We start from the raw sequence: 20,412 nt of genomic DNA, 5'->3' as shown, positions 1-20,412 counted from the left end.
CCTACGGTTTCGACCGCAGGCCCACGTTGTAGGCCGGATAAGCGTAGCGCCATCCGGCAGGGGCAACGTCGTAAAACGCGTTTAATGGAAAGAGTGATTTATGGCTGCAACCAAGCCTGCTTTTAACCCGCCGGGTAAAAAGGGTGACATGATTTTCAGTGCGCTGGTAAAACTGGCTGCGCTGATTGTGCTATTGATGTTGGGCGGCATTATTGTCTCCCTGATCATCTCCTCCTGGCCAAGCATCCAGAAGTTTGGTTTCTCCTTCCTGTGGACCAAAGAATGGGATGCGCCGAACGATATCTACGGTGCGTTGGTGCCGATTTACGGCACTCTGGTCACCTCGTTTATCGCACTGCTGATCGCCGTTCCGGTGAGCTTCGGCATTGCCCTGTTCTTAACCGAGCTGGCGCCAGGCTGGCTGAAGCGTCCGCTAGGTATCGCGATTGAACTGCTGGCGGCGATCCCCAGTATCGTTTATGGCATGTGGGGCCTGTTTATTTTTGCGCCGTTGTTCGCGACGTACTTTCAGGAGCCAGTAGGTAATATCCTTTCCAATATTCCGTTTGTCGGCGCCCTGTTTGCCGGCCCGGCGTTTGGTATCGGTATTCTGGCGGCCGGGGTGATCCTCGCTATCATGATCATTCCTTACATTGCGGCGGTTATGCGTGATGTGTTTGAACAAACGCCCGTGATGATGAAAGAGTCGGCTTACGGTATCGGCTGTACCACCTGGGAAGTGATCTGGCGCATCGTGCTGCCGTTCACCAAAAATGGGGTCATTGGCGGCATCATGCTGGGACTTGGTCGCGCGCTGGGTGAAACCATGGCGGTCACCTTTATTATCGGTAATACCTACCAGCTCGACAGCGTTTCGCTGTATATGCCGGGCAACAGTATTACCTCTGCGCTGGCGAATGAGTTCGCTGAAGCTGAATCCGGGCTGCACGTTGCGGCGTTGATGGAATTGGGTCTGATCCTGTTTGTGATCACTTTTATCGTGCTGGCGGCGTCTAAGTTCATGATTATGCGTCTTGCGAAGAACGAGGGAGCTCGCTAATGGCTACGCTTGATATGCAGAATACCGCACAGCTGGCGGAGTCCCGCCGTAAAATGCAGGCACGTCGGCGCATGAAAAACCGTATCGCGCTGACGCTTTCCATGGCGACGATGGCGTTCGGTCTGTTCTGGCTTATCTGGATTTTGATGTCCACCATTACGCGCGGTATCGACGGCATGTCGCTGGCGCTGTTTACCGAAATGACGCCGCCGCCGAACACAGCGGGCGGCGGGCTGGCGAACGCCCTGGCGGGGAGTGGATTGTTGATTCTGTGGGCCACCGTATTGGGCACGCCATTGGGGATTATGGCCGGGATCTATCTGGCGGAATACGGGCGTAAGTCCTGGCTGGCGGAAATCATTCGCTTCATTAACGATATCCTGCTGTCTGCGCCGTCTATCGTCGTGGGGCTGTTTGTTTACACCATTGTGGTAGCGCAGATGCAGCACTTCTCCGGTTGGGCTGGCGTGATTGCGCTGGCGCTGTTGCAGGTACCGATTGTTATTCGTACCACTGAGAACATGTTGAAACTGGTGCCGGATAACCTGCGCGAAGCGGCTTACGCGTTGGGGACGCCGAAATGGAAAATGATCTCCGCGATTACGCTGAAAGCGTCAGTGTCCGGGATTATTACCGGTGTGTTGCTGGCCGTGGCCCGTATCGCCGGGGAAACCGCGCCACTGCTGTTTACCGCGCTCTCCAACCAGTTCTGGAGCACCGATATGATGCAGCCGATCGCTAACCTGCCAGTGACCATCTTTAAATTTGCGATGAGTCCGTTTGCCGAGTGGCAACAGCTGGCCTGGGCGGGGGTACTGATAATCACCCTGTGTGTATTGCTGCTGAACATTCTGGCGCGTGTGGTTTTCGCGAAGAAAAAACACGGTTAAAGACATTGTAGGCCTGATAAGCGTAGCGCCATCAGGCATTATTTTACGGCGTGGCGGATGCGGCGCCGAATGAGGAAATGAGTCAATGAGTATGGTTGAAACTGCCCCGAGTAAGATTCAGGTTCGTGATTTGAACTTCTACTACGGCAAATTCCATGCCCTGAAAAACATCAACCTGGATATCGCAAAGAACCAGGTGACGGCATTCATCGGGCCTTCTGGCTGCGGGAAATCGACGTTGTTGCGCACCTTCAACAAGATGTACTCGCTCTACCCGGAGCAGCGTGCGGAAGGCGAAATTTTGTTAGATGGCGACAATATTCTTACCAATACCCAGGATATTGCGCTGCTGCGCGCCAAAGTGGGCATGGTATTCCAGAAGCCGACCCCGTTCCCAATGTCCATCTACGACAATATCGCGTTTGGCGTGCGTCTGTTTGAGAAGCTGTCTCGTGCCGATATGGACGAACGCGTGCAGTGGGCGTTGACCAAGGCCGCATTGTGGAACGAAACCAAAGATAAATTACACCAGAGCGGGTACTCTCTCTCCGGTGGTCAGCAGCAGCGTCTGTGCATTGCGCGCGGTATCGCCATTCGTCCGGAAGTACTGCTGCTTGATGAACCGTGCTCGGCGCTGGACCCGATCTCCACCGGGCGTATTGAAGAGCTGATCACCGAGCTGAAGCAGGACTACACCGTGGTGATCGTCACCCACAATATGCAGCAGGCGGCGCGTTGCTCCGATCACACGGCGTTTATGTATCTGGGCGAACTGATTGAGTTCAGTAATACGGACGATCTGTTCACCAAGCCCGCGAAGAAGCAAACAGAAGACTATATCACTGGTCGTTACGGTTAATTCAGGAGTGCGTCATGGACAGTCTGAACCTTAATAAACATATTTCCGGCCAGTTCAACGCCGAACTGGAAAGCATCCGTACTCAGGTAATGACCATGGGCGGTATGGTAGAGCAGCAACTTTCTGACGCTATCACCGCGATGCACAACCAGGACAGGGAGCTGGCGAAGCGCGTGGTAGAAGGTGACCATCAGGTCAATATGATGGAGGTCGCTATTGATGAAGCCTGTGTGCGTATTATTGCTAAGCGTCAGCCAACAGCGAGCGATCTGCGGCTAGTGATGGCGATCATCAAAACTATCGCTGAGCTGGAGCGTATTGGCGACGTGGCGGATAAGATCTGCCGTACCGCGCTGGAAAAATTCTCCCAGCAGCACCAGCCGCTGCTGGTGAGCCTTGAGTCGCTGGGCCGCCATACGGTCCAAATGCTGCACGACGTGTTGGATGCGTTCGCGCGCATGGATCTGGATGAAGCAGTACGCATCTACCGTGAGGACAAAAAAGTTGACCAGGAATACGAAGGGATTGTCCGTCAACTCATGACCTACATGATGGAAGATTCACGTACCATTCCAAGCGTACTCACCGCGTTATTCTGCGCTCGTTCTATCGAACGTATCGGCGATCGCTGCCAGAATATCTGCGAATACATCTTCTACTTCGTGAAAGGGCAGGATTTCCGTCACGTTGGTGGCGATGAGCTGGATAAGCTGCTGGCCGGAAAGGATCCGAAAGAATAAACCTCATTCTTTTGCCCGGTGGCGCGACGCTTACCGGGCCTACAGAGGATGTAGACCGGATAAGCGTTAGCACCATCCGGCACAAGGCAAAGTATTAACGCGTAATATCCCACCCACGCGCTTTCCACAGAGCCGGTAGCTGCGCCAGATCGGTAAAAGTCGTTACTTTAGGATGATCGATCGGCTTGTTATGCGGATCGGCGCAGAAATAAAATACCTCCATGCCCGCCGCAATTCCCGACTGCGCGCCTGCCGAAGAGTCATCGACCAAAATACAGTTTTCGACGTTTACGTTCATGGCTTTCGCCGCATGGAACATTAGCGCTGGATCGGGCTTCCAGCGTTGAATATCGTAACCGCTAAACAGCAAATCGGGAAAATGATGCAACATGCCCAGTTTGCCCAGCGAATGCTGCATTTTACTGACCGGCCCGTTAGATACCACGCACATTGGCATCTTAATACTTTCCAGTAGTGTATTCGCGCCCACAATGCTTTCCAGTTCTGAATCGAACAGGCGAGCGACTTCAGCGCGATACACAGGTTCCAGTGCCGCCTTTGCCAGCGCAACGCCATGCTCTTTGCTGATGATATCGATAATTTCATAGAGCTTTACGCCTTTAAAGCGTCTGAATACTTCTGTGAGATCGAGCGTAATGTCGAACTCCCGGAACATGGCGACGTAGGCGCGCGAACAAATCACTTCACTGTCGACCAGCGTACCATCGCAGTCAAAAAATACCGCTTCGATATGGGACATGTCATTTCCATTTTAACAAGTTTAACGTTTACGTAATGCTGAATAAGGGGACGCAATCGTTGCCGTACTAACAAATTGAGTGAAAAAAATTACCACACAACTGCGCCAGGTGCCGCATTTTGGTATAGGATAACGGCGAATTTTCCCTCCTTTCTCCGGAAATTGATAATGAGTCAACAACACACCACCCAGGCTTCTGGTCAGGGTATGCTGGAACGCGTGTTTAAACTGCGCGAACATGGCACAACGGCACGGACCGAAGTGATCGCCGGTTTCACAACTTTCCTGACGATGGTCTATATCGTTTTTGTTAACCCGCAAATTCTGGGCGTAGCTGGCATGGACACCAGCGCCGTCTTTGTGACCACCTGTCTGATTGCCGCCTTTGGCAGTATCCTGATGGGCCTGTTCGCCAATCTGCCGGTGGCGCTCGCGCCAGCGATGGGGCTGAACGCTTTCTTCGCCTTTGTCGTTGTTCAGGCGATGGGACTGCCGTGGCAAGTGGGAATGGGGGCGATCTTCTGGGGCGCAATCGGGCTGTTGCTGCTCACCATTTTCCGCGTGCGTTACTGGATGATCGCTAACATTCCCGTCAGCCTGCGTGTCGGTATTACCAGCGGTATTGGTTTATTTATCGGCATGATGGGGCTGAAAAACGCGGGCGTTATCGTGGCTAACCCGGAAACGCTGGTCAGCATCGGCAACCTGACTTCGCACAGCGTACTGCTGGGCGTGCTGGGCTTCTTTATCATCGCTATTCTGGCATCGCGTAATATTCATGCTGCTGTGCTGGTCTCCATTATCGTGACCACGCTGCTGGGCTGGATGCTGGGCGATGTGCATTACAACGGCCTTGTTTCCGCCCCGCCGAGCGTATCAACGGTGATTGGCCATGTTGATCTGGCCGGTTCGCTGAACCTGGGGCTGGCAGGTGTGATCTTCTCCTTTATGCTGGTAAACCTGTTTGACTCCTCAGGCACGCTGATTGGCGTAACGGATAAAGCAGGACTGGCGGATGAGAAGGGTAAATTCCCCCGCATGAAGCAGGCGCTGTTTGTTGATAGCGTCTCTTCTGTTGCCGGGTCATTTATCGGTACGTCTTCTGTTACCGCCTATATTGAATCCTCTTCCGGCGTCTCCGTGGGTGGACGTACCGGCCTCACTGCCGTGGTGGTCGGGTTGTTATTTCTGCTGGTGATCTTCCTGTCGCCGCTGGCGGGGATGGTGCCGGGCTACGCGGCAGCAGGTGCGCTGATTTACGTCGGGGTGCTGATGACCTCCAGCCTGGCGCGTGTGAAGTGGCAAGATTTAACGGAATCCGTTCCTGCTTTTATCACGGCGGTGATGATGCCGTTCAGCTTCTCAATTACCGAAGGTATCGCGCTGGGCTTTATCTCTTACTGCGTGATGAAAATCGGTACCGGGCGCCTGCGCGATCTCAGCCCGTGCGTGGTGATTGTTGCGCTGCTGTTTGTGCTAAAGATTGTGTTTATCGACGCACATTAAACATTGTATTGCCGAATGGCTATCTAGCCAGGTGTATGCCCGGTAAGACGCGTAAGCGTCTCCACCGGGCATTTTGGGATTAGGCTTTAACGCGCTGGATATAGTCAGCAAATGCGCTAAGCTGACCGGTCAGATGATCGAGCGTACCTTGATCAATCACTTCCCCTGTTTGCGCGTCCACTTTGTTCTGAATTACCCCACCCATAAATTCCGGCTTATTCATTACCATTGCGTCGAGGAACACCAGAATCTGACGCAGGTGATACTGGCAGCGCGCGCCGCCGATCGCCCCCATGGAACTGGTCTGAATCAGAACGGGTTTTCCGGCTAACGGCTGCTCAGGCAGACGGGATAACCAGTCAATAGCATTTTTAAGACCGCCCGGTACTGAATAGTTATATTCCGGTGTCACAATGACCACGCCATCGGCGTTGCGAATCTGCCCGGCCAGCGCCTCTACGCTTGCCGGAAACCCTTCTTCTTGCTGGACATCGGCATCATACAGCGGAATATCCCCGATGGAAGGTAACGGCGATACATTCATTCCTGCCGGCGCGATTTTCGGTAGCGTACGCGCCACCATCCCGTTAAAGGAACCTTTGCGCAAACTGCCCAGCAAGGTAACCACATTCAGCGTTTCAGACATAAGTGCCCCTTTTTTCATTATGAACGATTAAGCGTATACGATTTGACGGCGGATAGTTGAGCGAACCGCATCAGGCGACCCGTTGGCTCATTGGCGCGCGTCTGGATATCGGGCAGGCTTTTCCAGCCCTGCTTTACATCGAACTCCCACACCTTTAATTTTTCCATCGCTGGCGTCACGGCAACGGACCACACCAGCACATCTTCCGCATCGCACACGGCTTCCAGCTGCGTGACATGCGCGCACTTCAGACGTCCGGCAACGGGGAAAAGTTGCAGTTCCTGCGGATCGTTATTCATGACATCGCCGGTGAGTTTTAACACGCTCTGGCGCAACGTAATGAGCTGCGCGCGCGCTTCGTTGGGATCGTTTTGGTTGGCTACCCATAAAACTTCGTTGCGGGAGAAAGGGTATCGGTCCAGTGAGCTCGGGCGGTGAAAGCCACGGGTGGTACGCTGTAACGCCATATCCAGACCGCACTCGCCTTCGGTCGTTAACGCCACACCAACCATATTTCCGGCGTAGGAGATAGAAAAGCCTGGCAGATTTTTGTCACGAAACGCGGGTTTACCCTTCGCCTGAATAATAATTTCCGGCAGTTCGCGAATTCCGTACAGCATAAACATGAGTTCGGCGAGAAGACCTCTGGAGGCGAGAAAGCGCGTCCGTCGGTGAGCGGGCAGGTTTCTGGCTTCAATATGGCAAGGCGAAGAGAGACGAATGGAAACCAGTTGTCCCTCCGTAAGTATCCCTCTGGCAAAGTGTGTCGCCATTTTTCGCTCCGTGATTAATGGGCCGTGATAATGACGAGAGTAACATTAACGTAAATTATGGATAGGTTTTACGCACTAAAAATTCAATTTCAGAAGGTTCTTTAATTAAACGGTGATGCTTTTGCCTGAGAGGGCAACTTATGTCGTTAAATAAGGCGACGACCAAGCGCGCTAATAGCCTGCCTTAGCCATACTATCTTGGGGTTATGGCTGTTACGTTTGTGCCATAACAGGGTAAACGGCACCATCAGCTTTTCCCGCTGTTGTGCATCAAAAGGCAGGGGGCGCGCTATTAATGGTAGCTGGTGGAGCTGATTGTAATGCTGACAGTAGCGCGGTGCGGTTGCCAGCAAGGTGTGATCCGGCTGGGCGGCCATAAAGAGTGATTGCTCAAACCCCGGCAGGCTCAGGGCGATATGGCGTTTGCGTCCCATCTCTTGCAGGACATCATCCAGCGCCCAGGTATCGCTTTGCTCCCAGCGAATACTGATATGCGGGTAGCGTAAAAACGTATCCAGATCCCACGTTTCGCGTAGCGCCGGATGATCCTCCCGTAGCCAGACGCAAGGGAGATCGCTAAACAGCACCTCGAAGTCGATTGACAACGGCAGCAGGCTTAATAGTTCGCGTGAGCGGGGGTGGCTTTCACGACCGGTAAACCCGATATCGACTTCCCCACGGGTAATGGAATCAAGGGAATCATAATCCCAGTTGCGAAACTTAATGGTGGCCTGTGGATAGCGCTGATAAATCTGTTTCGACAAAGAATTAAACATGATCATCATCAGCGGCGACTCCGCCGCCAGCTCAAATTTTAATCCGCGAGGCGTTTCGTGATGCGGTTTATCCAGCAACTGATGACTCATCTGCATCCACTCCGCCAGACTTTGCTCCATACTGACCATTAGCGGTGTCGGCGTCAGGCCCAGCGGTGTATTTACAAACAGCGGATCGTCAAACCAGGCCCGAAGTTTCGCCAGAGATTTACTGGTCGCTGACGGCGTGACGTTCATCCGTTTTGCAGCTTTGGTGACGCTGCGCTCCTGCATCAGTAACTGTAAACATAACAGTAAATTAAGATCGAGACTGGTGATAGATTTCTTCATGCCCGGAGACCGACCTGTCAGGGGTAATGTAGAGGATAAGCAAGAGGCTCACTATGCTACAGGCAATCAGAATCCCGATCAGCATATTCAGCGCATGGATACCGAGTATGGCTGCCAGCCAAATCCATAGCGATGAACCACAGACCTGAGCAATGCCCAACGCCGAGCTGGCCACACCGGCACGTAGCGCAAATGGCCCCAGCGCCTGGCTCATGGCCACGCCAAATCCTACCGAGAAACCCGCGCAAACCAGAGTTATCCCAATCAGCGTAACGGTATGAGTCGTGCCCAGGGTTAATACACCCCCTGCGGCGAGGAACACGCCCTGTGAGGCCAGCATTAAGGTGCGAGGCTTAAAGAGGCTCAGAGCAAACGGCGTTGAAAACGAAACGGCCATACTGACGCCAGCGGTCATTGCCATGATGGTCGCGTACTCGCCTCGATTGAACCCCATGACTTCCATTAGCAACACTGGAGAAGTGTTCACAAAGGTAAGGATCACCGACACGCTAAGAGTGGTAATGGCCAGGCGGCTGAGAAAGAAACGATTTAGCAGGGATTCAGTATTCTCAGCGGGGTTCGCAGAGGGCGACGGTGCTGCCGGGCGTGATTCCCGCAGGACAAACACCGACAGCAGACAAACCGCCACAGCCATGCCGATCATGGTATAGAACAGGCTTTGCCACGGGTATTGGAGCATTATCAGATGTCCTATCACCGGGGCGAGTACCGGCACGATGCAGGTAATGCCGTTCAGCAACGACAGTACCTTTGCCCGTCGACGATCATCCAGCGTATCACGCAGAATCGCGAATGCCACCGTGTAGCAGCAGCCAGCGCCTACACCCTGAATAAAACGCCCCACCAGGAAAGGTGTACCGCTTTCTGCCGAAGCGCAAAGCAATGATGCAAGGATATAAATTATCGCCCCGATAATGGCGATGGGTTTACGCCCTGAGCGGTCGGCAACTTTACCGGCAAACAGCATCGCCGTCGCCATTCCAGCGAGGTAGACCGAGAAAGCGATATGCAGCTGCGCCTCGCTGGCGTTTAGATCAGCGGCGATACGGGGTAAACCGACCAGATACATATCAATACCGGCAGGATAAAGTAAAACCAGGGCAAAACTGCAAATTAAAAAACGAATCATAGCGTCCTCACTTTCAGCGTGGCGCTAAGAATACGGGGCGACGTTATGTGAGACGAGTTGCCATTTGGACAACAGTGATTTCCGCATGGGAAATTATTGTTGCCGGATGGCGGCGTAAACGTCTTATCCGGCCTACGGGTTCTGTAGGCCCGGTAAGCATTGCGCCACCGGGCAACACAACGTTATTTGCCGATACAAAAGCTGGAGAAAATTCGTCCCAACAGGTCATCGGAGGTAAACTCGCCGGTGATTTCGCTTAAGCTTTGTTGCGCTAAACGTAGCTCTTCCGCCAGAAGTTCCCCAGCCCAGGCGCCCAGTAGCTGCGCTTTGCCCTGCTGCAGATGTTCTGCGGCTTCCGCCAGCGCCTGCAGGTGACGGCGGCGGGCCAGGAAGCCGCCTTCCATATTGGTCTCAAACCCCATGCTTTGCTTGAGGTGACTGCGCAGTACGTCCACGCCTTCGCCGGTACGTGCGGAGAGACGAACCAGTGAGTGACCATTTACTTCACTAATACCCAACGTTTCACCGGTGATATCCGCCTTATTACGCACCACAGTGATCGGCAGTTTAGCGGGTAGACGGGCAATAAAGTCAGGCCAGATGTCGGCAGGGTCAACGGCGTCCGTCGTGGTGCCATCTACCATAAACAGTACACGATCGGCCTGCTCAATCTCCTGCCAGGCGCGCTCAATACCGATGCGCTCCACCTCATCGCTGGCGACACGCAGCCCGGCGGTATCAATGATATGCAACGGCATTCCGTCGATATGAATATGCTCGCGTAAAACGTCGCGGGTCGTACCCGCTATATCGGTGACGATCGCCGCCTCACGGCCCGCCAGTGCGTTGAGCAGGCTGGATTTCCCGGCATTCGGGCGTCCGGCAATTACCACTTTCATCCCTTCACGCAGCAGGCTGCCCTGACGCGCTTCGGCGCGGACGGCATCAAGATCGGCTATTACGCTATTAAGCTGTGCTTCGATTTTGCCGTCAGAGAGAAAGTCGATCTCCTCATCCGGAAAATCAATGGCTGCTTCCACATAGATGCGCAGGTGAGTAAGTGCTTCCACAAGGTGGTTAACCCGTGAAGAAAACGCGCCCTGCAGCGAGTTTAACGCCGAACGCGCCGCTTGTTCAGAGCTGGCGTCGATCAGGTCGGCAATCGCCTCTGCCTGGGCTAAATCGAGTTTATCGTTGAGGAACGCTCGCTCAGAGAACTCGCCCGGTCGGGCAATCCGCACGCCTGGGATCGTCAGAATACGTTTTAACAGCAGGTCAAGAATGACCGGGCCACCGTGCCCCTGCAACTCCAGTACGTCTTCGCCAGTGAAGGAATGGGGACCGGGAAACCACAGTGCGATCCCCTGATCCAGCGTGGTGCCATCGGCATCGTTAAACGGCAGATAGTCGGCATAACGCGGTTTAGGCAGCTTGCCCAACACTGCCTGAGCGACTTCTTTAGCGTTCAAACCGGAAATACGCAGGATACCGACGCCACCGCGTCCCGGTGGGGTTGCCTGGGCGACGATAGTGTCGTTATGGCTCATGGTTAGTCTCAACTTTGTTGCAATAAAAAAAGGCGGTCACATGACCGCCTTTTGATTGTAGGCCTGATAAGCGTTAGCGCCATCAGGCTGACCGGCGCGCCTTGCCGGATGGCGGCTTCGCCTTATCCGGCCTACACCGAATCAGGAGTTTTTCTTCTCGCGGCTATGCAGGCCACGCTTCTCCAGACCACGGTAAATCAGTTGCTGCTGAATGATGGTTACCAGGTTACTGACGATATAGTACAGCACCAGACCTGACGGGAACCACAGGAAGAACACCGTAAAGATGACCGGCATAAAGGTCATGATCTTCTGCTGCATCGGGTCGGTCACGGTGGTCGGCGACATCTTCTGAATGAAGAACATCGTTACGCCCATCAGGATCGGCAGGATGTAGTACGGGTCCTGTGCGGACAGGTCATGAATCCACAGTGCGAACGGCGCATGACGCAGTTCAATGGAGCCCATCAGCATGTAGTACAACGCCAGGAAGATAGGCATCTGGATGATCAGCGGGAAGCAGCCGCCCAGCGGGTTAACCTTCTCCGCTTTATACAGGGCCATCATCTCCTGGCTTTGGCGCTGTTTATCATCGCCCAAACGCTCACGCATTGCCTGAATCTTCGGCTGCAGCATACGCATCTTCGCCATAGAGGTGTACTGCGCTTTTGTCAGCGGGTACATGATGCCGCGAACGATAAAGGTGATGATGATGATAGAGAAGCCCCAGTTACCTACGAAACTGTGGATCCACTTCAGCAGTTTAAACAGCGGCTGAGAGATGAACCACAACCAGCCGTAGTCCACGGTCAAATCCAGGTGCGGTGCAACTGCCGCCATTTTATCCTGAATTTCCGGGCCGACCCACAGGGTGCTGGTCATCGCGCCAGTCTGGCCTGGTTGTACCAGTACCGGCTGCGCTTTATAGCCGATAGCGACAATGCCGTTGCCCAGATTGGCGGTGTAGAAATTGTTGGTGCCGTCGTTACGCGGAATCCATGCGGTAGCGAAATACTGCTGCAACATTGCCACCCAACCGCCTTTAGAACTGACGTTCAGGTTTTCGTTATCGGCAATGGTGTCGAATTTGTATTTCTCATACTTCTCATCCGGCGTGGAGTATGCCGCGCCGCGGAAGGTATGCAGCGCAAAGTTGCTGCTGCCAGTGTCGCGATGAGGCGGCAGATTGACGGATTGCTTTAACTGACCAAAAGTGGAGATTTCCAGCGGTTTTTCGCTGGCGTTCTGCACGCTGTAGTTCACGTTAACCGCATAATCGCCACGCTTAAAGACAAACGTTTTGGTAAACGTGTTGCCTGCAGCGTCAGTATAAGTCATCGGAACCTGCAGTTCGTTCTGACCGTCGGCCAGTACAAACGTATCTTTATCGACGTTGTACAGTGGACGCGGACCGTTCGCCGGGTTATCCGGGCCGTCGCGACCGGTTAAACCGCTCTGGGCCTGATAGATAAACTGCGGGGTGGTTTCCAGCAACTGGAACGGTTCGCTGGAGCCCAGTTCTTTCGGGTAAGCCGGGAGCAAGGCTTGTTCGACATCACCACCACGGGTGTTGATGGTCAAATCAAGCACATCGGTTTTCACCGTAATCAGTTTCCCCTGGCCACTGGCTGGTACGCCCTGGTCGGCGGCGCTACCCGCTGCGGTGGTCGTTGTCTGCGTGGTCTGTTGAGTCTGAGGTTGCGGATTTTTATCCTGCTCCCAGGCTTGCCAGATCATGAAAGACACGAACAGCAAAGCGATGACTAAAAGATTGCGTTGCGAATCCATCGTTAGTGTTCTCTGGTATCAAATGGTCCGGGCGGGACGGGATCGTCACCACCAGGGTGTAAAGGGTGGCATTTTAATACGCGTTTCACCGTCAACCAACTGCCTTTTATCACTCCAAACCTGCGCAATGCCTCAATTCCGTAGCTTGAACACGTTGGCGTGAAACGACAATGCGGCCCAAGCAGCGGACTGATCAGGCGTTGATAGACCCGAATAAGGGCTATCAGGACCCGCGAGCCAGGCGACAGTGGCGGCGCCATAATTTTTCCAACGCTTCCGAGAGAGCACGGTTATCGAGGTCGGCAACCCCTTTTTTCGCCACCACCACGAAATCCATTGCAGGAAGCTCATGCTGGCGCAGACGGAAGCTTTCACGCGTCAGACGTTTAATCCGGTTGCGTTCATGGGCGCGTCGAACGTTTTTCTTGGCGACGGTAAGACCGATACGGGGATGCCCCAGCGAATTCAGGCGGCCGAGGATGGTGATTTGCGGCGTGCCAGCCCGTAGAGGTTGCTGGAAGACGAATGTGAAATGAGCGGGAGTTAACAAACGTAACTCCCTGGGAAATGCGAGCTTAACCACTCAGGGGTTAGCTTTATTACTTGGAAACGGTCAGACGAGCGCGGCCTTTAGCACGACGACGTGCCAGAACCTGACGACCATTTTTAGTAGCCATACGAGCACGGAAGCCGTGAGAACGGTTGCGCTTCAGTACAGACGGTTGAAAAGTGCGTTTCATGGCGATTTCTACCTAAACTTGAATAAATTCACTGACTTTTGCGTATACCCGAACAAACTTTGAACGACTTACGCCACAGTGTGGGTGATTAAAGAGGCCGGATTGTAATAATTGTACACTCCGGAGTCAATTCTCTTTCCTTATTTTCCCGCGATTTTCCACGCCTTTTTGTGCGGAAAATAAGCAGCGTTGACGCCATATGACGGGCATTGCGCGACGGGTGGAGAATTATACGGACTGCCGGGTAAAGCGCAAGGATCGCTCTGGATCTTTATGCGATCATTTAGGCGCCTGGTCACCTTTACGTATTAATTTTTTCAATATGCGCGCGAAAGCGTACAGGAGTTCACCAGGATCGATTACACTTATCCATTCTTGGATCATCCTGTGGATAAATCGGGAAGAATCTGTGAGAAACAGAAGATCTCTTGCTCAGTTTAGGCTATGATCCGCGGTCCTGATCGTTTCAAACGATCCTGGTCAGGCATGAACACGAAATCTTTCAGGGCACGTGAAGTCGCGATCGTTTGAAAGATCCCGTGAAAACCGCAGACAGCGGTTCGTGCGTCACCCTTCATGCAGGGTCTTATCGACGCGCGCCAACAATCATTAATGTATCAGCCTTTGTCATTTATCGACTTTTGTTCGAGTGGAGTCCGCCGTGTCACTTTCGCTTTGGCAGCAGTGTCTTGCCCGATTGCAGGATGAGTTACCAGCCACAGAATTCAGTATGTGGATACGCCCGTTGCAGGCGGAACTGAGCGATAACACGCTGGCTTTGTATGCGCCAAACCGTTTTGTGCTCGATTGGGTAAGGGATAAGTACCTTAATAATATTAATGGATTACTTAACTCCTTCTGCGGCGCGGATGCCCCACAATTGCGTTTTGAAGTGGGAACAAAGCCCGTTACGCAAACCCTGAAAACGCCTGTGCATAATGTTGTCGCGCCCGCGCAGACAGCAATGGCGCAGCCGCAGCGTGTAGCACCTGCGGCCCGTCCGGGCTGGGATAACGTGCCGGCGCCGGCTGAGCCAACCTACCGCTCCAACGTCAACGTTAAACATACGTTTGATAATTTCGTCGAGGGTAAATCCAACCAGCTGGCGCGCGCGGCGGCGCGTCAGGTGGCGGATAATCCTGGCGGCGCCTATAACCCGTTATTTCTCTATGGCGGTACCGGGCTGGGTAAAACCCACCTGTTGCATGCAGTAGGCAACGGCATTATGGCGCGCAAGCCCAACGCCAAAGTAGTGTATATGCACTCTGAACGCTTTGTGCAGGATATGGTAAAAGCCCTGCAAAACAATGCTATTGAAGAGTTTAAACGCTACTACCGCTCCGTTGACGCGTTACTGATCGACGATATCCAATTCTTCGCTAATAAAGAACGATCGCAGGAAGAGTTTTTCCACACCTTTAACGCTTTGCTGGAAGGCAATCAGCAGATCATTTTGACGTCGGATCGTTATCCTAAGGAGATCAACGGCGTTGAGGATCGTCTGAAATCGCGCTTTGGCTGGGGACTGACGGTGGCGATCGAGCCGCCTGAACTGGAAACTCGTGTGGCGATCCTGATGAAAAAAGCGGACGAAAACGATATTCGTCTGCCAGGCGAGGTAGCGTTCTTTATTGCCAAACGTCTACGTTCTAACGTGCGTGAGCTGGAAGGGGCGCTGAATCGCGTTATTGCCAATGCCAACTTTACTGGCCGGGCGATAACTATCGACTTTGTGCGCGAAGCGCTGCGCGACTTACTGGCGTTGCAGGAAAAACTGGTCACCATCGACAATATTCAGAAGACGGTGGCGGAGTATTACAAAATTAAAATTGCGGATCTGCTTTCTAAGCGCCGATCTCGCTCGGTAGCACGTCCGCGCCAGATGGCTATGGCGCTGGCAAAAGAGCTCACCAACCACAGTCTGCCGGAAATCGGCGATGCGTTTGGCGGGCGCGATCACACTACCGTACTTCATGCTTGTCGCAAGATTGAGCAACTGCGTGAAGAAAGCCACGATATCAAAGAAGATTTCTCTAATTTAATCAGAACATTGTCGTCGTGATCCTATGAAATTTACCGTTGAACGTGAACATTTATTAAAACCGCTTCAGCAGGTCAGCGGCCCGCTGGGGGGACGTCCTACGCTGCCGATTCTCGGTAACCTGCTTCTCCAGGTAGCGGACGGTACGCTTTCTCTGACCGGCACCGATCTTGAAATGGAGATGGTCGCGCGCGTTACGCTTTCTCAGCCGCATGAACCCGGCGCTACGACCGTGCCGGCGCGGAAATTCTTTGATATCTGCCGTGGCCTGCCGGAAGGGGCGGAAATCGCCGTTCAGCTGGAGGGCGATCGGATGCTGGTGCGTTCTGGCCGTAGTCGCTTTTCGCTGTCTACCTTACCGGCAGCAGACTTCCCGAATCTGGATGACTGGCAAAGCGAAGTGGAATTCACGCTGCCTCAGGCGACGATGAAACGCCTGATTGAGGCCACCCAGTTTTCGATGGCCCATCAGGACGTGCGCTACTACCTGAACGGTATGTTGTTTGAAACGGAAGGAAGCGAACTGCGCACTGTCGCGACCGACGGCCACCGTCTGGCGGTCTGTTCAATGCCGCTGGAGGCCTCTTTACCGAGCCATTCAGTGATCGTACCGCGTAAAGGCGTGATTGAACTGATGCGTATGCTTGACGGCGGTGAAAATCCACTGCGTGTACAGATTGGTAGCAACAATATCCGCGCGCACGTGGGGGATTTTATCTTTACCTCCAAGCTGGTAGATGGGCGATTCCCGGATTACCGCCGCGTTCTGCCGAAGAACCCGGATAAGCATCTGGAAGCGGGCTGCGATATTCTCAAGCAGGCGTTTGCCCGCGCGGCGATCCTCTCGAATGAGAAATTCCGCGGAGTGCGACTGTATGTGAGTGAAAATCAGCTTAAAATCACCGCCAATAACCCGGAGCAGGAAGAGGCGGAAGAGATTCTGGACGTGAGCTACGGCGGGACGGAGATGGAGATAGGCTTCAACGTCAGTTATGTGCTGGATGTGCTGAATGCGCTGAAGTGCGAAACCGTACGCATTATGCTGACTGACTCTGTCTCGAGCGTACAGATTGAAGATGCGGCATCCCAATCCGCAGCCTACGTTGTTATGCCCATGAGGCTGTAGTGAAAAATATCGGGCTATCTTACTTGCCATTTTCAACCTGGGCTGTGCTCGCCCCTGCCACGTACTTCGTGTACGCTCCAGGGTCTGCGCGCAGTCCGCGTTGAAACTGGCTGCGCCGATTACACCCTGGCCCGAAGAAACCCTGATATGTCACTGACGCGCCTTTTAATTAAAGATTTCCGCAACATAGAAAATGCGGATCTCACTTTATCCCCCGGCTTTAATTTTCTGGTTGGCGCTAACGGCAGCGGCAAAACCAGCGTTCTGGAAGCCATCTATACGCTCGGTCACGGCCGGGCGTTTCGCAGCTTGCAAATTGGCCGTGTGATTCGTCATGAGCAGGACGCGTTTGTCCTTCATGGGCGCTTGCAGGGCGAGGAGCGTGAGACATCGATCGGCTTAACCAAGGATAAGCAAGGCGATAGCAAAGTGCGTATCGACGGCACTGATGGTCATAAAGTGGCGGAGCTGGCGCATTTAATGCCGATGCAGCTGATTACCCCGGAGGGCTTTACTTTACTCAATGGCGGCCCCAAATACCGAAGAGCGTTCCTTGACTGGGGATGCTTTCATAACGAAGCCGGGTTTTTCACCGCCTGGAGCAACCTGAAACGGCTACTGAAGCAGCGTAATGCCGCGCTGCGTCAGGTCAACCGTTACGAACAACTGCGTCCGTGGGATAAAGAACTCATCCCGCTGGCGGAACAAATCAGCGCCTGGCGGGCGGAGTACAGTAGCGCTATCGCCCAGGACATGGCGGATACCTGCCAGCAATTTTTACCCGAGTTCACTCTGACTTTCTCCTTTCAGCGCGGCTGGGAGAAAGAGACGGACTATGCGGACGTGCTCGAACGCAGTTTTGAGCGTGATCGTATGTTGACCTATACCGCGCATGGGCCGCATAAAGCGGATTTCCGCATTCGCGCCGACGGCGCACCGGTGGAGGATACCCTGTCGCGCGGGCAGTTAAAGTTGTTAATGTGCGCCTTACGTTTGGCGCAGGGCGAGTTCCTTACCCGCGAAAGCGGGCGGCGCTGCCTTTACCTGATAGATGATTTTGCCTCTGAACTTGACGATGCGCGTCGCGGACTGCTGGCCAGTCGCTTAAAAGCTACGCAATCGCAGGTCTTTGTCAGCGCAATTAGCGCTGAACACGTTCTGGACATGTCGGACAAAAATTCGAAGATGTTCAGCGTAGAAAAAGGTAAAATAACAGATTAACCCAAGATTAAATGAGCGAGAAACGTTGATGTCGAATTCTTATGACTCCTCCAGTATCAAAGTCCTGAAAGGACTGGATGCGGTGCGTAAGCGCCCGGGTATGTATATCGGCGACACGGATGACGGCACCGGTCTGCACCACATGGTATTCGAGGTGGTAGATAACGCTATCGACGAAGCGCTCGCAGGTCACTGTAAAGATATTGTCGTGACCATTCATGCCGATAATTCCGTGTCCGTAACGGATGATGGCCGTGGCATTCCGACCGGGATCCACCCGGAAGAGGGCGTATCGGCGGCAGAAGTCATCATGACGGTTCTGCATGCGGGCGGTAAATTTGACGATAACTCCTATAAAGTGTCCGGAGGTCTGCACGGCGTAGGTGTCTCGGTAGTCAACGCCCTGTCGCAAAAACTGGAACTGGTTATCCAGCGGGATGGCAAAATTCATCGTCAGATCTACGAGCACGGTGTTCCGCAAGCACCGCTTGCTGTGACTGGCGATACTGATAAAACCGGGACGATGGTGCGTTTCTGGCCGAGCCTGGAAACTTTCACAAATGTCACCGAGTTTGAATACGAGATCCTGGCAAAACGCCTGCGGGAACTGTCGTTCCTGAATTCCGGCGTCTCTATCCGCCTGCGCGACAAGCGCGACGGTAAAGAAGACCATTTCCATTATGAAGGCGGCATCAAGGCGTTTGTTGAGTACCTCAACAAGAACAAAACGCCGATCCACCCGAATATCTTCTATTTTTCTACCGAAAAAGACGGTATCGGTGTTGAAGTCGCACTGCAATGGAACGACGGTTTCCAGGAAAACATTTACTGCTTTACCAACAACATCCCGCAGCGTGACGGTGGTACACACCTGGCTGGCTTCCGTGCGGCGATGACCCGTACTCTGAACGCCTACATGGACAAAGAAGGCTACAGCAAAAAAGCCAAAGTCAGCGCCACTGGCGACGATGCCCGTGAAGGCCTGATTGCCGTGGTCTCCGTGAAGGTGCCGGACCCGAAATTCTCCTCGCAGACCAAAGACAAGCTGGTCTCTTCTGAGGTGAAATCGGCGGTAGAACAGCAGATGAACGAACTGCTGAGCGAATACCTGCTGGAAAACCCGTCAGACGCGAAAATCGTGGTCGGTAAAATTATTGATGCGGCACGTGCCCGTGAAGCGGCGCGTCGTGCCCGTGAAATGACCCGTCGTAAAGGCGCGCTGGACTTAGCCGGTCTGCCGGGCAAACTGGCGGACTGTCAGGAACGTGACCCGGCGCTGTCCGAACTGTACCTTGTGGAAGGGGACTCGGCGGGCGGATCTGCGAAGCAGGGACGTAACCGCAAGAACCAGGCAATTCTGCCGTTGAAAGGGAAAATCCTCAACGTTGAGAAAGCGCGCTTCGATAAGATGCTCTCCTCACAGGAAGTGGCAACACTTATCACCGCGTTGGGCTGCGGTATTGGCCGTGACGAGTACAACCCGGATAAACTGCGCTATCACAGCATCATCATCATGACCGATGCGGACGTCGACGGCTCGCACATTCGCACCCTGCTGTTGACCTTCTTCTACCGTCAGATGCCAGAAATCGTTGAACGTGGTCATGTCTACATTGCTCAGCCGCCGCTGTACAAAGTGAAGAAAGGCAAGCAGGAACAGTACATCAAAGACGATGAAGCCATGGATCAATACCAGATCGCTATCGCGCTTGATGGGGCAACGCTACATACCAACGCCAGTGCGCCAGCATTAGCGGGCGAAGCGTTAGAGAAGCTGGTCTCTGAGTATAATGCGACGCAGAAAATGATTGGTCGTATGGAGCGCCGTTTCCCGAAAGCGCTGCTAAAAGAACTGGTATATCAGCCAACGCTGACCGAAGCCGATCTTTCCAACGAGCAGACGGTAACCCGTTGGGTGAACGCGCTGATCACCGAGCTGAACGAGAAAGAGCAGCACGGCAGCATGTGGAAGTTTGATGTTCATGTGAATGAGGAACAGAATCTGTTCGAGCCTATCGTTCGCGTGCGTACGCACGGCGTGGATACCGATTATCCTCTGGATCATGAGTTTGTCACTGGCGCAGAATACCGTCGTATCTGCACCCTGGGTGAGAAACTGCGCGGTCTGATCGAAGAAGACGCGTTTATCGAACGCGGCGAGCGTCGTCAGCCGGTAACCAGCTTTGAGCAGGCGCTGGAGTGGCTGGTGAAAGAGTCGCGTCGCGGCCTGGCTATCCAGCGTTATAAAGGTCTGGGTGAAATGAACCCGGATCAGCTGTGGGAAACTACCATGGACCCGGAAAGCCGCCGTATGCTGCGCGTGACGGTGAAAGATGCGATTGCCGCTGACCAGTTGTTTACCACCCTGATGGGCGATGCTGTCGAACCACGTCGTGCGTTCATTGAAGAAAACGCCCTGAAAGCGGCGAACATTGATATTTAATCAGCTTATAGGCCAG

19 protein-coding genes are annotated in these 20,412 nt (G+C 53.6%); 9 read left to right on the top strand and 10 right to left on the bottom strand.

Annotated features, from left to right (window positions below):
- The first annotated feature begins 100 nt into the window (after positions 1 to 100).
- The 4 genes from pstC (at position 101) to phoU (ending at position 3,549) form a co-directional block, all read left to right on the top strand.
- Positions 101 to 1,060 carry a phosphate ABC transporter permease PstC gene (gene pstC / locus SBG_RS17715; RefSeq protein WP_000741628.1) on the top strand — a complete coding sequence of 320 codons (960 nt, stop codon included), beginning with the start codon at positions 101 to 103 and terminating at the stop codon, positions 1,058 to 1,060.
- Positions 1,060 to 1,950 (top strand): phosphate ABC transporter permease PstA, encoded by an 891-nt coding sequence (gene pstA, locus SBG_RS17710; protein WP_000212194.1) that lies wholly within the window; start codon positions 1,060 to 1,062, stop codon positions 1,948 to 1,950. Before pstC ends, pstA begins: the two co-directional genes overlap by 1 nt.
- Before the next feature lie 85 nt (positions 1,951 to 2,035).
- On the top strand, positions 2,036 to 2,809 hold the full coding sequence (pstB, locus tag SBG_RS17705) for a phosphate ABC transporter ATP-binding protein PstB (RefSeq protein ID WP_000063118.1): 774 nt from the start codon (positions 2,036 to 2,038) through the stop codon (positions 2,807 to 2,809).
- Positions 2,810 to 2,823: 14 nt separating this feature from the next.
- Entirely contained in the window at positions 2,824 to 3,549 is a 726-nt protein-coding gene (gene phoU, locus SBG_RS17700) for a phosphate signaling complex protein PhoU (RefSeq protein WP_000377780.1), read from the top strand.
- A 94-nt stretch (positions 3,550 to 3,643) separates the two neighbouring features.
- On the opposite strand, the gene yieH is transcribed toward phoU, so the two are convergent.
- Entirely contained in the window at positions 3,644 to 4,309 is a 666-nt protein-coding gene (gene yieH / locus SBG_RS17695) for a 6-phosphogluconate phosphatase (RefSeq protein ID WP_000018126.1), read from the bottom strand.
- Between the two features lie 168 nt (positions 4,310 to 4,477).
- Here yieH and adeP point away from each other — a divergent pair, with 168 nt between their 5' ends.
- Entirely contained in the window at positions 4,478 to 5,815 is a 1,338-nt protein-coding gene (gene adeP, locus SBG_RS17690) for an adenine permease AdeP (protein WP_020845639.1), read from the top strand.
- A 79-nt stretch (positions 5,816 to 5,894) separates the two neighbouring features.
- On the opposite strand, the gene SBG_RS17685 is transcribed toward adeP, so the two are convergent.
- The 9 genes from SBG_RS17685 to rpmH form a co-directional block, all read right to left on the bottom strand.
- Positions 5,895 to 6,479 carry an NADPH-dependent FMN reductase gene (locus tag SBG_RS17685; RefSeq protein WP_015703068.1) on the bottom strand — a complete coding sequence of 195 codons (585 nt, stop codon included), beginning with the start codon at positions 6,477 to 6,479 and terminating at the stop codon, positions 5,895 to 5,897.
- The gene (locus SBG_RS17680) at positions 6,479 to 7,234 is read right to left on the bottom strand and encodes a 4'-phosphopantetheinyl transferase family protein (protein WP_000190674.1); all 756 of its coding nucleotides are present in this window, start codon (positions 7,232 to 7,234) and stop codon (positions 6,479 to 6,481) included. The genes SBG_RS17685 and SBG_RS17680 overlap by 1 nt, the downstream gene beginning before the upstream one ends.
- A gap of 146 nt (positions 7,235 to 7,380) precedes the next feature.
- Positions 7,381 to 8,340: an HTH-type transcriptional regulator YidZ gene (gene yidZ / locus SBG_RS17675; protein WP_000748492.1), complete on the bottom strand. Its 960-nt coding sequence runs from the start codon at positions 8,338 to 8,340 to the stop codon at positions 7,381 to 7,383.
- Positions 8,309 to 9,490, bottom strand: coding sequence for an MFS transporter (locus tag SBG_RS17670; RefSeq protein WP_000617808.1), 1,182 nt, complete (start codon positions 9,488 to 9,490; stop codon positions 8,309 to 8,311). Before SBG_RS17670 ends, yidZ begins: the two co-directional genes overlap by 32 nt.
- 182 nt (positions 9,491 to 9,672) lie before the next feature.
- Positions 9,673 to 11,037 (bottom strand): tRNA uridine-5-carboxymethylaminomethyl(34) synthesis GTPase MnmE, encoded by a 1,365-nt coding sequence (gene mnmE, locus SBG_RS17665; protein ID WP_000019087.1) that lies wholly within the window; start codon positions 11,035 to 11,037, stop codon positions 9,673 to 9,675.
- Between the two features lie 141 nt (positions 11,038 to 11,178).
- Complete coding sequence (gene yidC, locus SBG_RS17660) at positions 11,179 to 12,825, bottom strand: membrane protein insertase YidC (protein ID WP_000378273.1); 1,647 nt, start codon at positions 12,823 to 12,825, stop codon at positions 11,179 to 11,181.
- Between the two features lie 2 nt (positions 12,826 to 12,827).
- Positions 12,828 to 13,085: a membrane protein insertion efficiency factor YidD gene (gene yidD, locus SBG_RS17655; protein ID WP_001307474.1), complete on the bottom strand. Its 258-nt coding sequence runs from the start codon at positions 13,083 to 13,085 to the stop codon at positions 12,828 to 12,830.
- Entirely contained in the window at positions 13,049 to 13,408 is a 360-nt protein-coding gene (rnpA, locus tag SBG_RS17650; protein ID WP_000239724.1) for a ribonuclease P protein component, read from the bottom strand. The genes yidD and rnpA overlap by 37 nt, the downstream gene beginning before the upstream one ends.
- Positions 13,409 to 13,424: 16 nt before the next feature.
- Positions 13,425 to 13,565 carry a 50S ribosomal protein L34 gene (rpmH, locus tag SBG_RS17645; protein WP_000831330.1) on the bottom strand — a complete coding sequence of 47 codons (141 nt, stop codon included), beginning with the start codon at positions 13,563 to 13,565 and terminating at the stop codon, positions 13,425 to 13,427.
- Positions 13,566 to 14,226: 661 nt separating this feature from the next.
- Here rpmH and dnaA point away from each other — a divergent pair.
- From dnaA to gyrB, 4 genes are all read left to right on the top strand, one after another.
- On the top strand, positions 14,227 to 15,627 hold the full coding sequence (dnaA, locus tag SBG_RS17640; RefSeq protein ID WP_000059091.1) for a chromosomal replication initiator protein DnaA: 1,401 nt from the start codon (positions 14,227 to 14,229) through the stop codon (positions 15,625 to 15,627).
- Positions 15,628 to 15,631: 4 nt separating this feature from the next.
- The gene (gene dnaN / locus SBG_RS17635; protein ID WP_000673474.1) at positions 15,632 to 16,732 is read left to right on the top strand and encodes a DNA polymerase III subunit beta; all 1,101 of its coding nucleotides are present in this window, start codon (positions 15,632 to 15,634) and stop codon (positions 16,730 to 16,732) included.
- A gap of 147 nt (positions 16,733 to 16,879) precedes the next feature.
- The gene (gene recF, locus SBG_RS17630) at positions 16,880 to 17,953 is read left to right on the top strand and encodes a DNA replication/repair protein RecF (RefSeq protein WP_000060087.1); all 1,074 of its coding nucleotides are present in this window, start codon (positions 16,880 to 16,882) and stop codon (positions 17,951 to 17,953) included.
- Between the two features lie 28 nt (positions 17,954 to 17,981).
- The gene (gene gyrB / locus SBG_RS17625) at positions 17,982 to 20,396 is read left to right on the top strand and encodes a DNA topoisomerase (ATP-hydrolyzing) subunit B (RefSeq protein ID WP_000072048.1); all 2,415 of its coding nucleotides are present in this window, start codon (positions 17,982 to 17,984) and stop codon (positions 20,394 to 20,396) included.
- The last annotated feature ends 16 nt before the right edge of the window (positions 20,397 to 20,412 follow it).

Source organism: Salmonella bongori NCTC 12419 (assembly GCF_000252995.1).
GTDB classification, from domain to species: Bacteria; Pseudomonadota; Gammaproteobacteria; order Enterobacterales; family Enterobacteriaceae; genus Salmonella; species Salmonella bongori.
Note: the sequence above shows the minus strand (reverse complement) of the source record. Positions and strands in the feature narration are given on the sequence as shown.

Excerpts from the sequence above, each read along its gene's own strand:
- pstC (WP_000741628.1), top strand. The coding sequence starts at position 101 with ATGGCTGCAACCAAGCCTGCTTTTAACCCGCCGGGTAAAAAGGGTGAC.
- pstA (WP_000212194.1), top strand. The coding sequence starts at position 1,060 with ATGGCTACGCTTGATATGCAGAATACCGCACAGCTGGCGGAGTCCCGC.
- pstB (WP_000063118.1), top strand. The coding sequence starts at position 2,036 with ATGAGTATGGTTGAAACTGCCCCGAGTAAGATTCAGGTTCGTGATTTG.
- phoU (WP_000377780.1), top strand. The coding sequence starts at position 2,824 with ATGGACAGTCTGAACCTTAATAAACATATTTCCGGCCAGTTCAACGCC.
- yieH (WP_000018126.1), bottom strand. The coding sequence starts at position 4,309 with ATGTCCCATATCGAAGCGGTATTTTTTGACTGCGATGGTACGCTGGTC.
- adeP (WP_020845639.1), top strand. The coding sequence starts at position 4,478 with ATGAGTCAACAACACACCACCCAGGCTTCTGGTCAGGGTATGCTGGAA.
- SBG_RS17685 (WP_015703068.1), bottom strand. The coding sequence starts at position 6,479 with ATGAAAAAAGGGGCACTTATGTCTGAAACGCTGAATGTGGTTACCTTG.
- SBG_RS17680 (WP_000190674.1), bottom strand. The coding sequence starts at position 7,234 with ATGGCGACACACTTTGCCAGAGGGATACTTACGGAGGGACAACTGGTT.
- yidZ (WP_000748492.1), bottom strand. The coding sequence starts at position 8,340 with ATGAAGAAATCTATCACCAGTCTCGATCTTAATTTACTGTTATGTTTA.
- SBG_RS17670 (WP_000617808.1), bottom strand. The coding sequence starts at position 9,490 with ATGATTCGTTTTTTAATTTGCAGTTTTGCCCTGGTTTTACTTTATCCT.
- mnmE (WP_000019087.1), bottom strand. The coding sequence starts at position 11,037 with ATGAGCCATAACGACACTATCGTCGCCCAGGCAACCCCACCGGGACGC.
- yidC (WP_000378273.1), bottom strand. The coding sequence starts at position 12,825 with ATGGATTCGCAACGCAATCTTTTAGTCATCGCTTTGCTGTTCGTGTCT.
- yidD (WP_001307474.1), bottom strand. The coding sequence starts at position 13,085 with ATGGCGCCGCCACTGTCGCCTGGCTCGCGGGTCCTGATAGCCCTTATT.
- rpmH (WP_000831330.1), bottom strand. The coding sequence starts at position 13,565 with ATGAAACGCACTTTTCAACCGTCTGTACTGAAGCGCAACCGTTCTCAC.
- dnaN (WP_000673474.1), top strand. The coding sequence starts at position 15,632 with ATGAAATTTACCGTTGAACGTGAACATTTATTAAAACCGCTTCAGCAG.
- recF (WP_000060087.1), top strand. The coding sequence starts at position 16,880 with ATGTCACTGACGCGCCTTTTAATTAAAGATTTCCGCAACATAGAAAAT.
- gyrB (WP_000072048.1), top strand. The coding sequence starts at position 17,982 with ATGTCGAATTCTTATGACTCCTCCAGTATCAAAGTCCTGAAAGGACTG.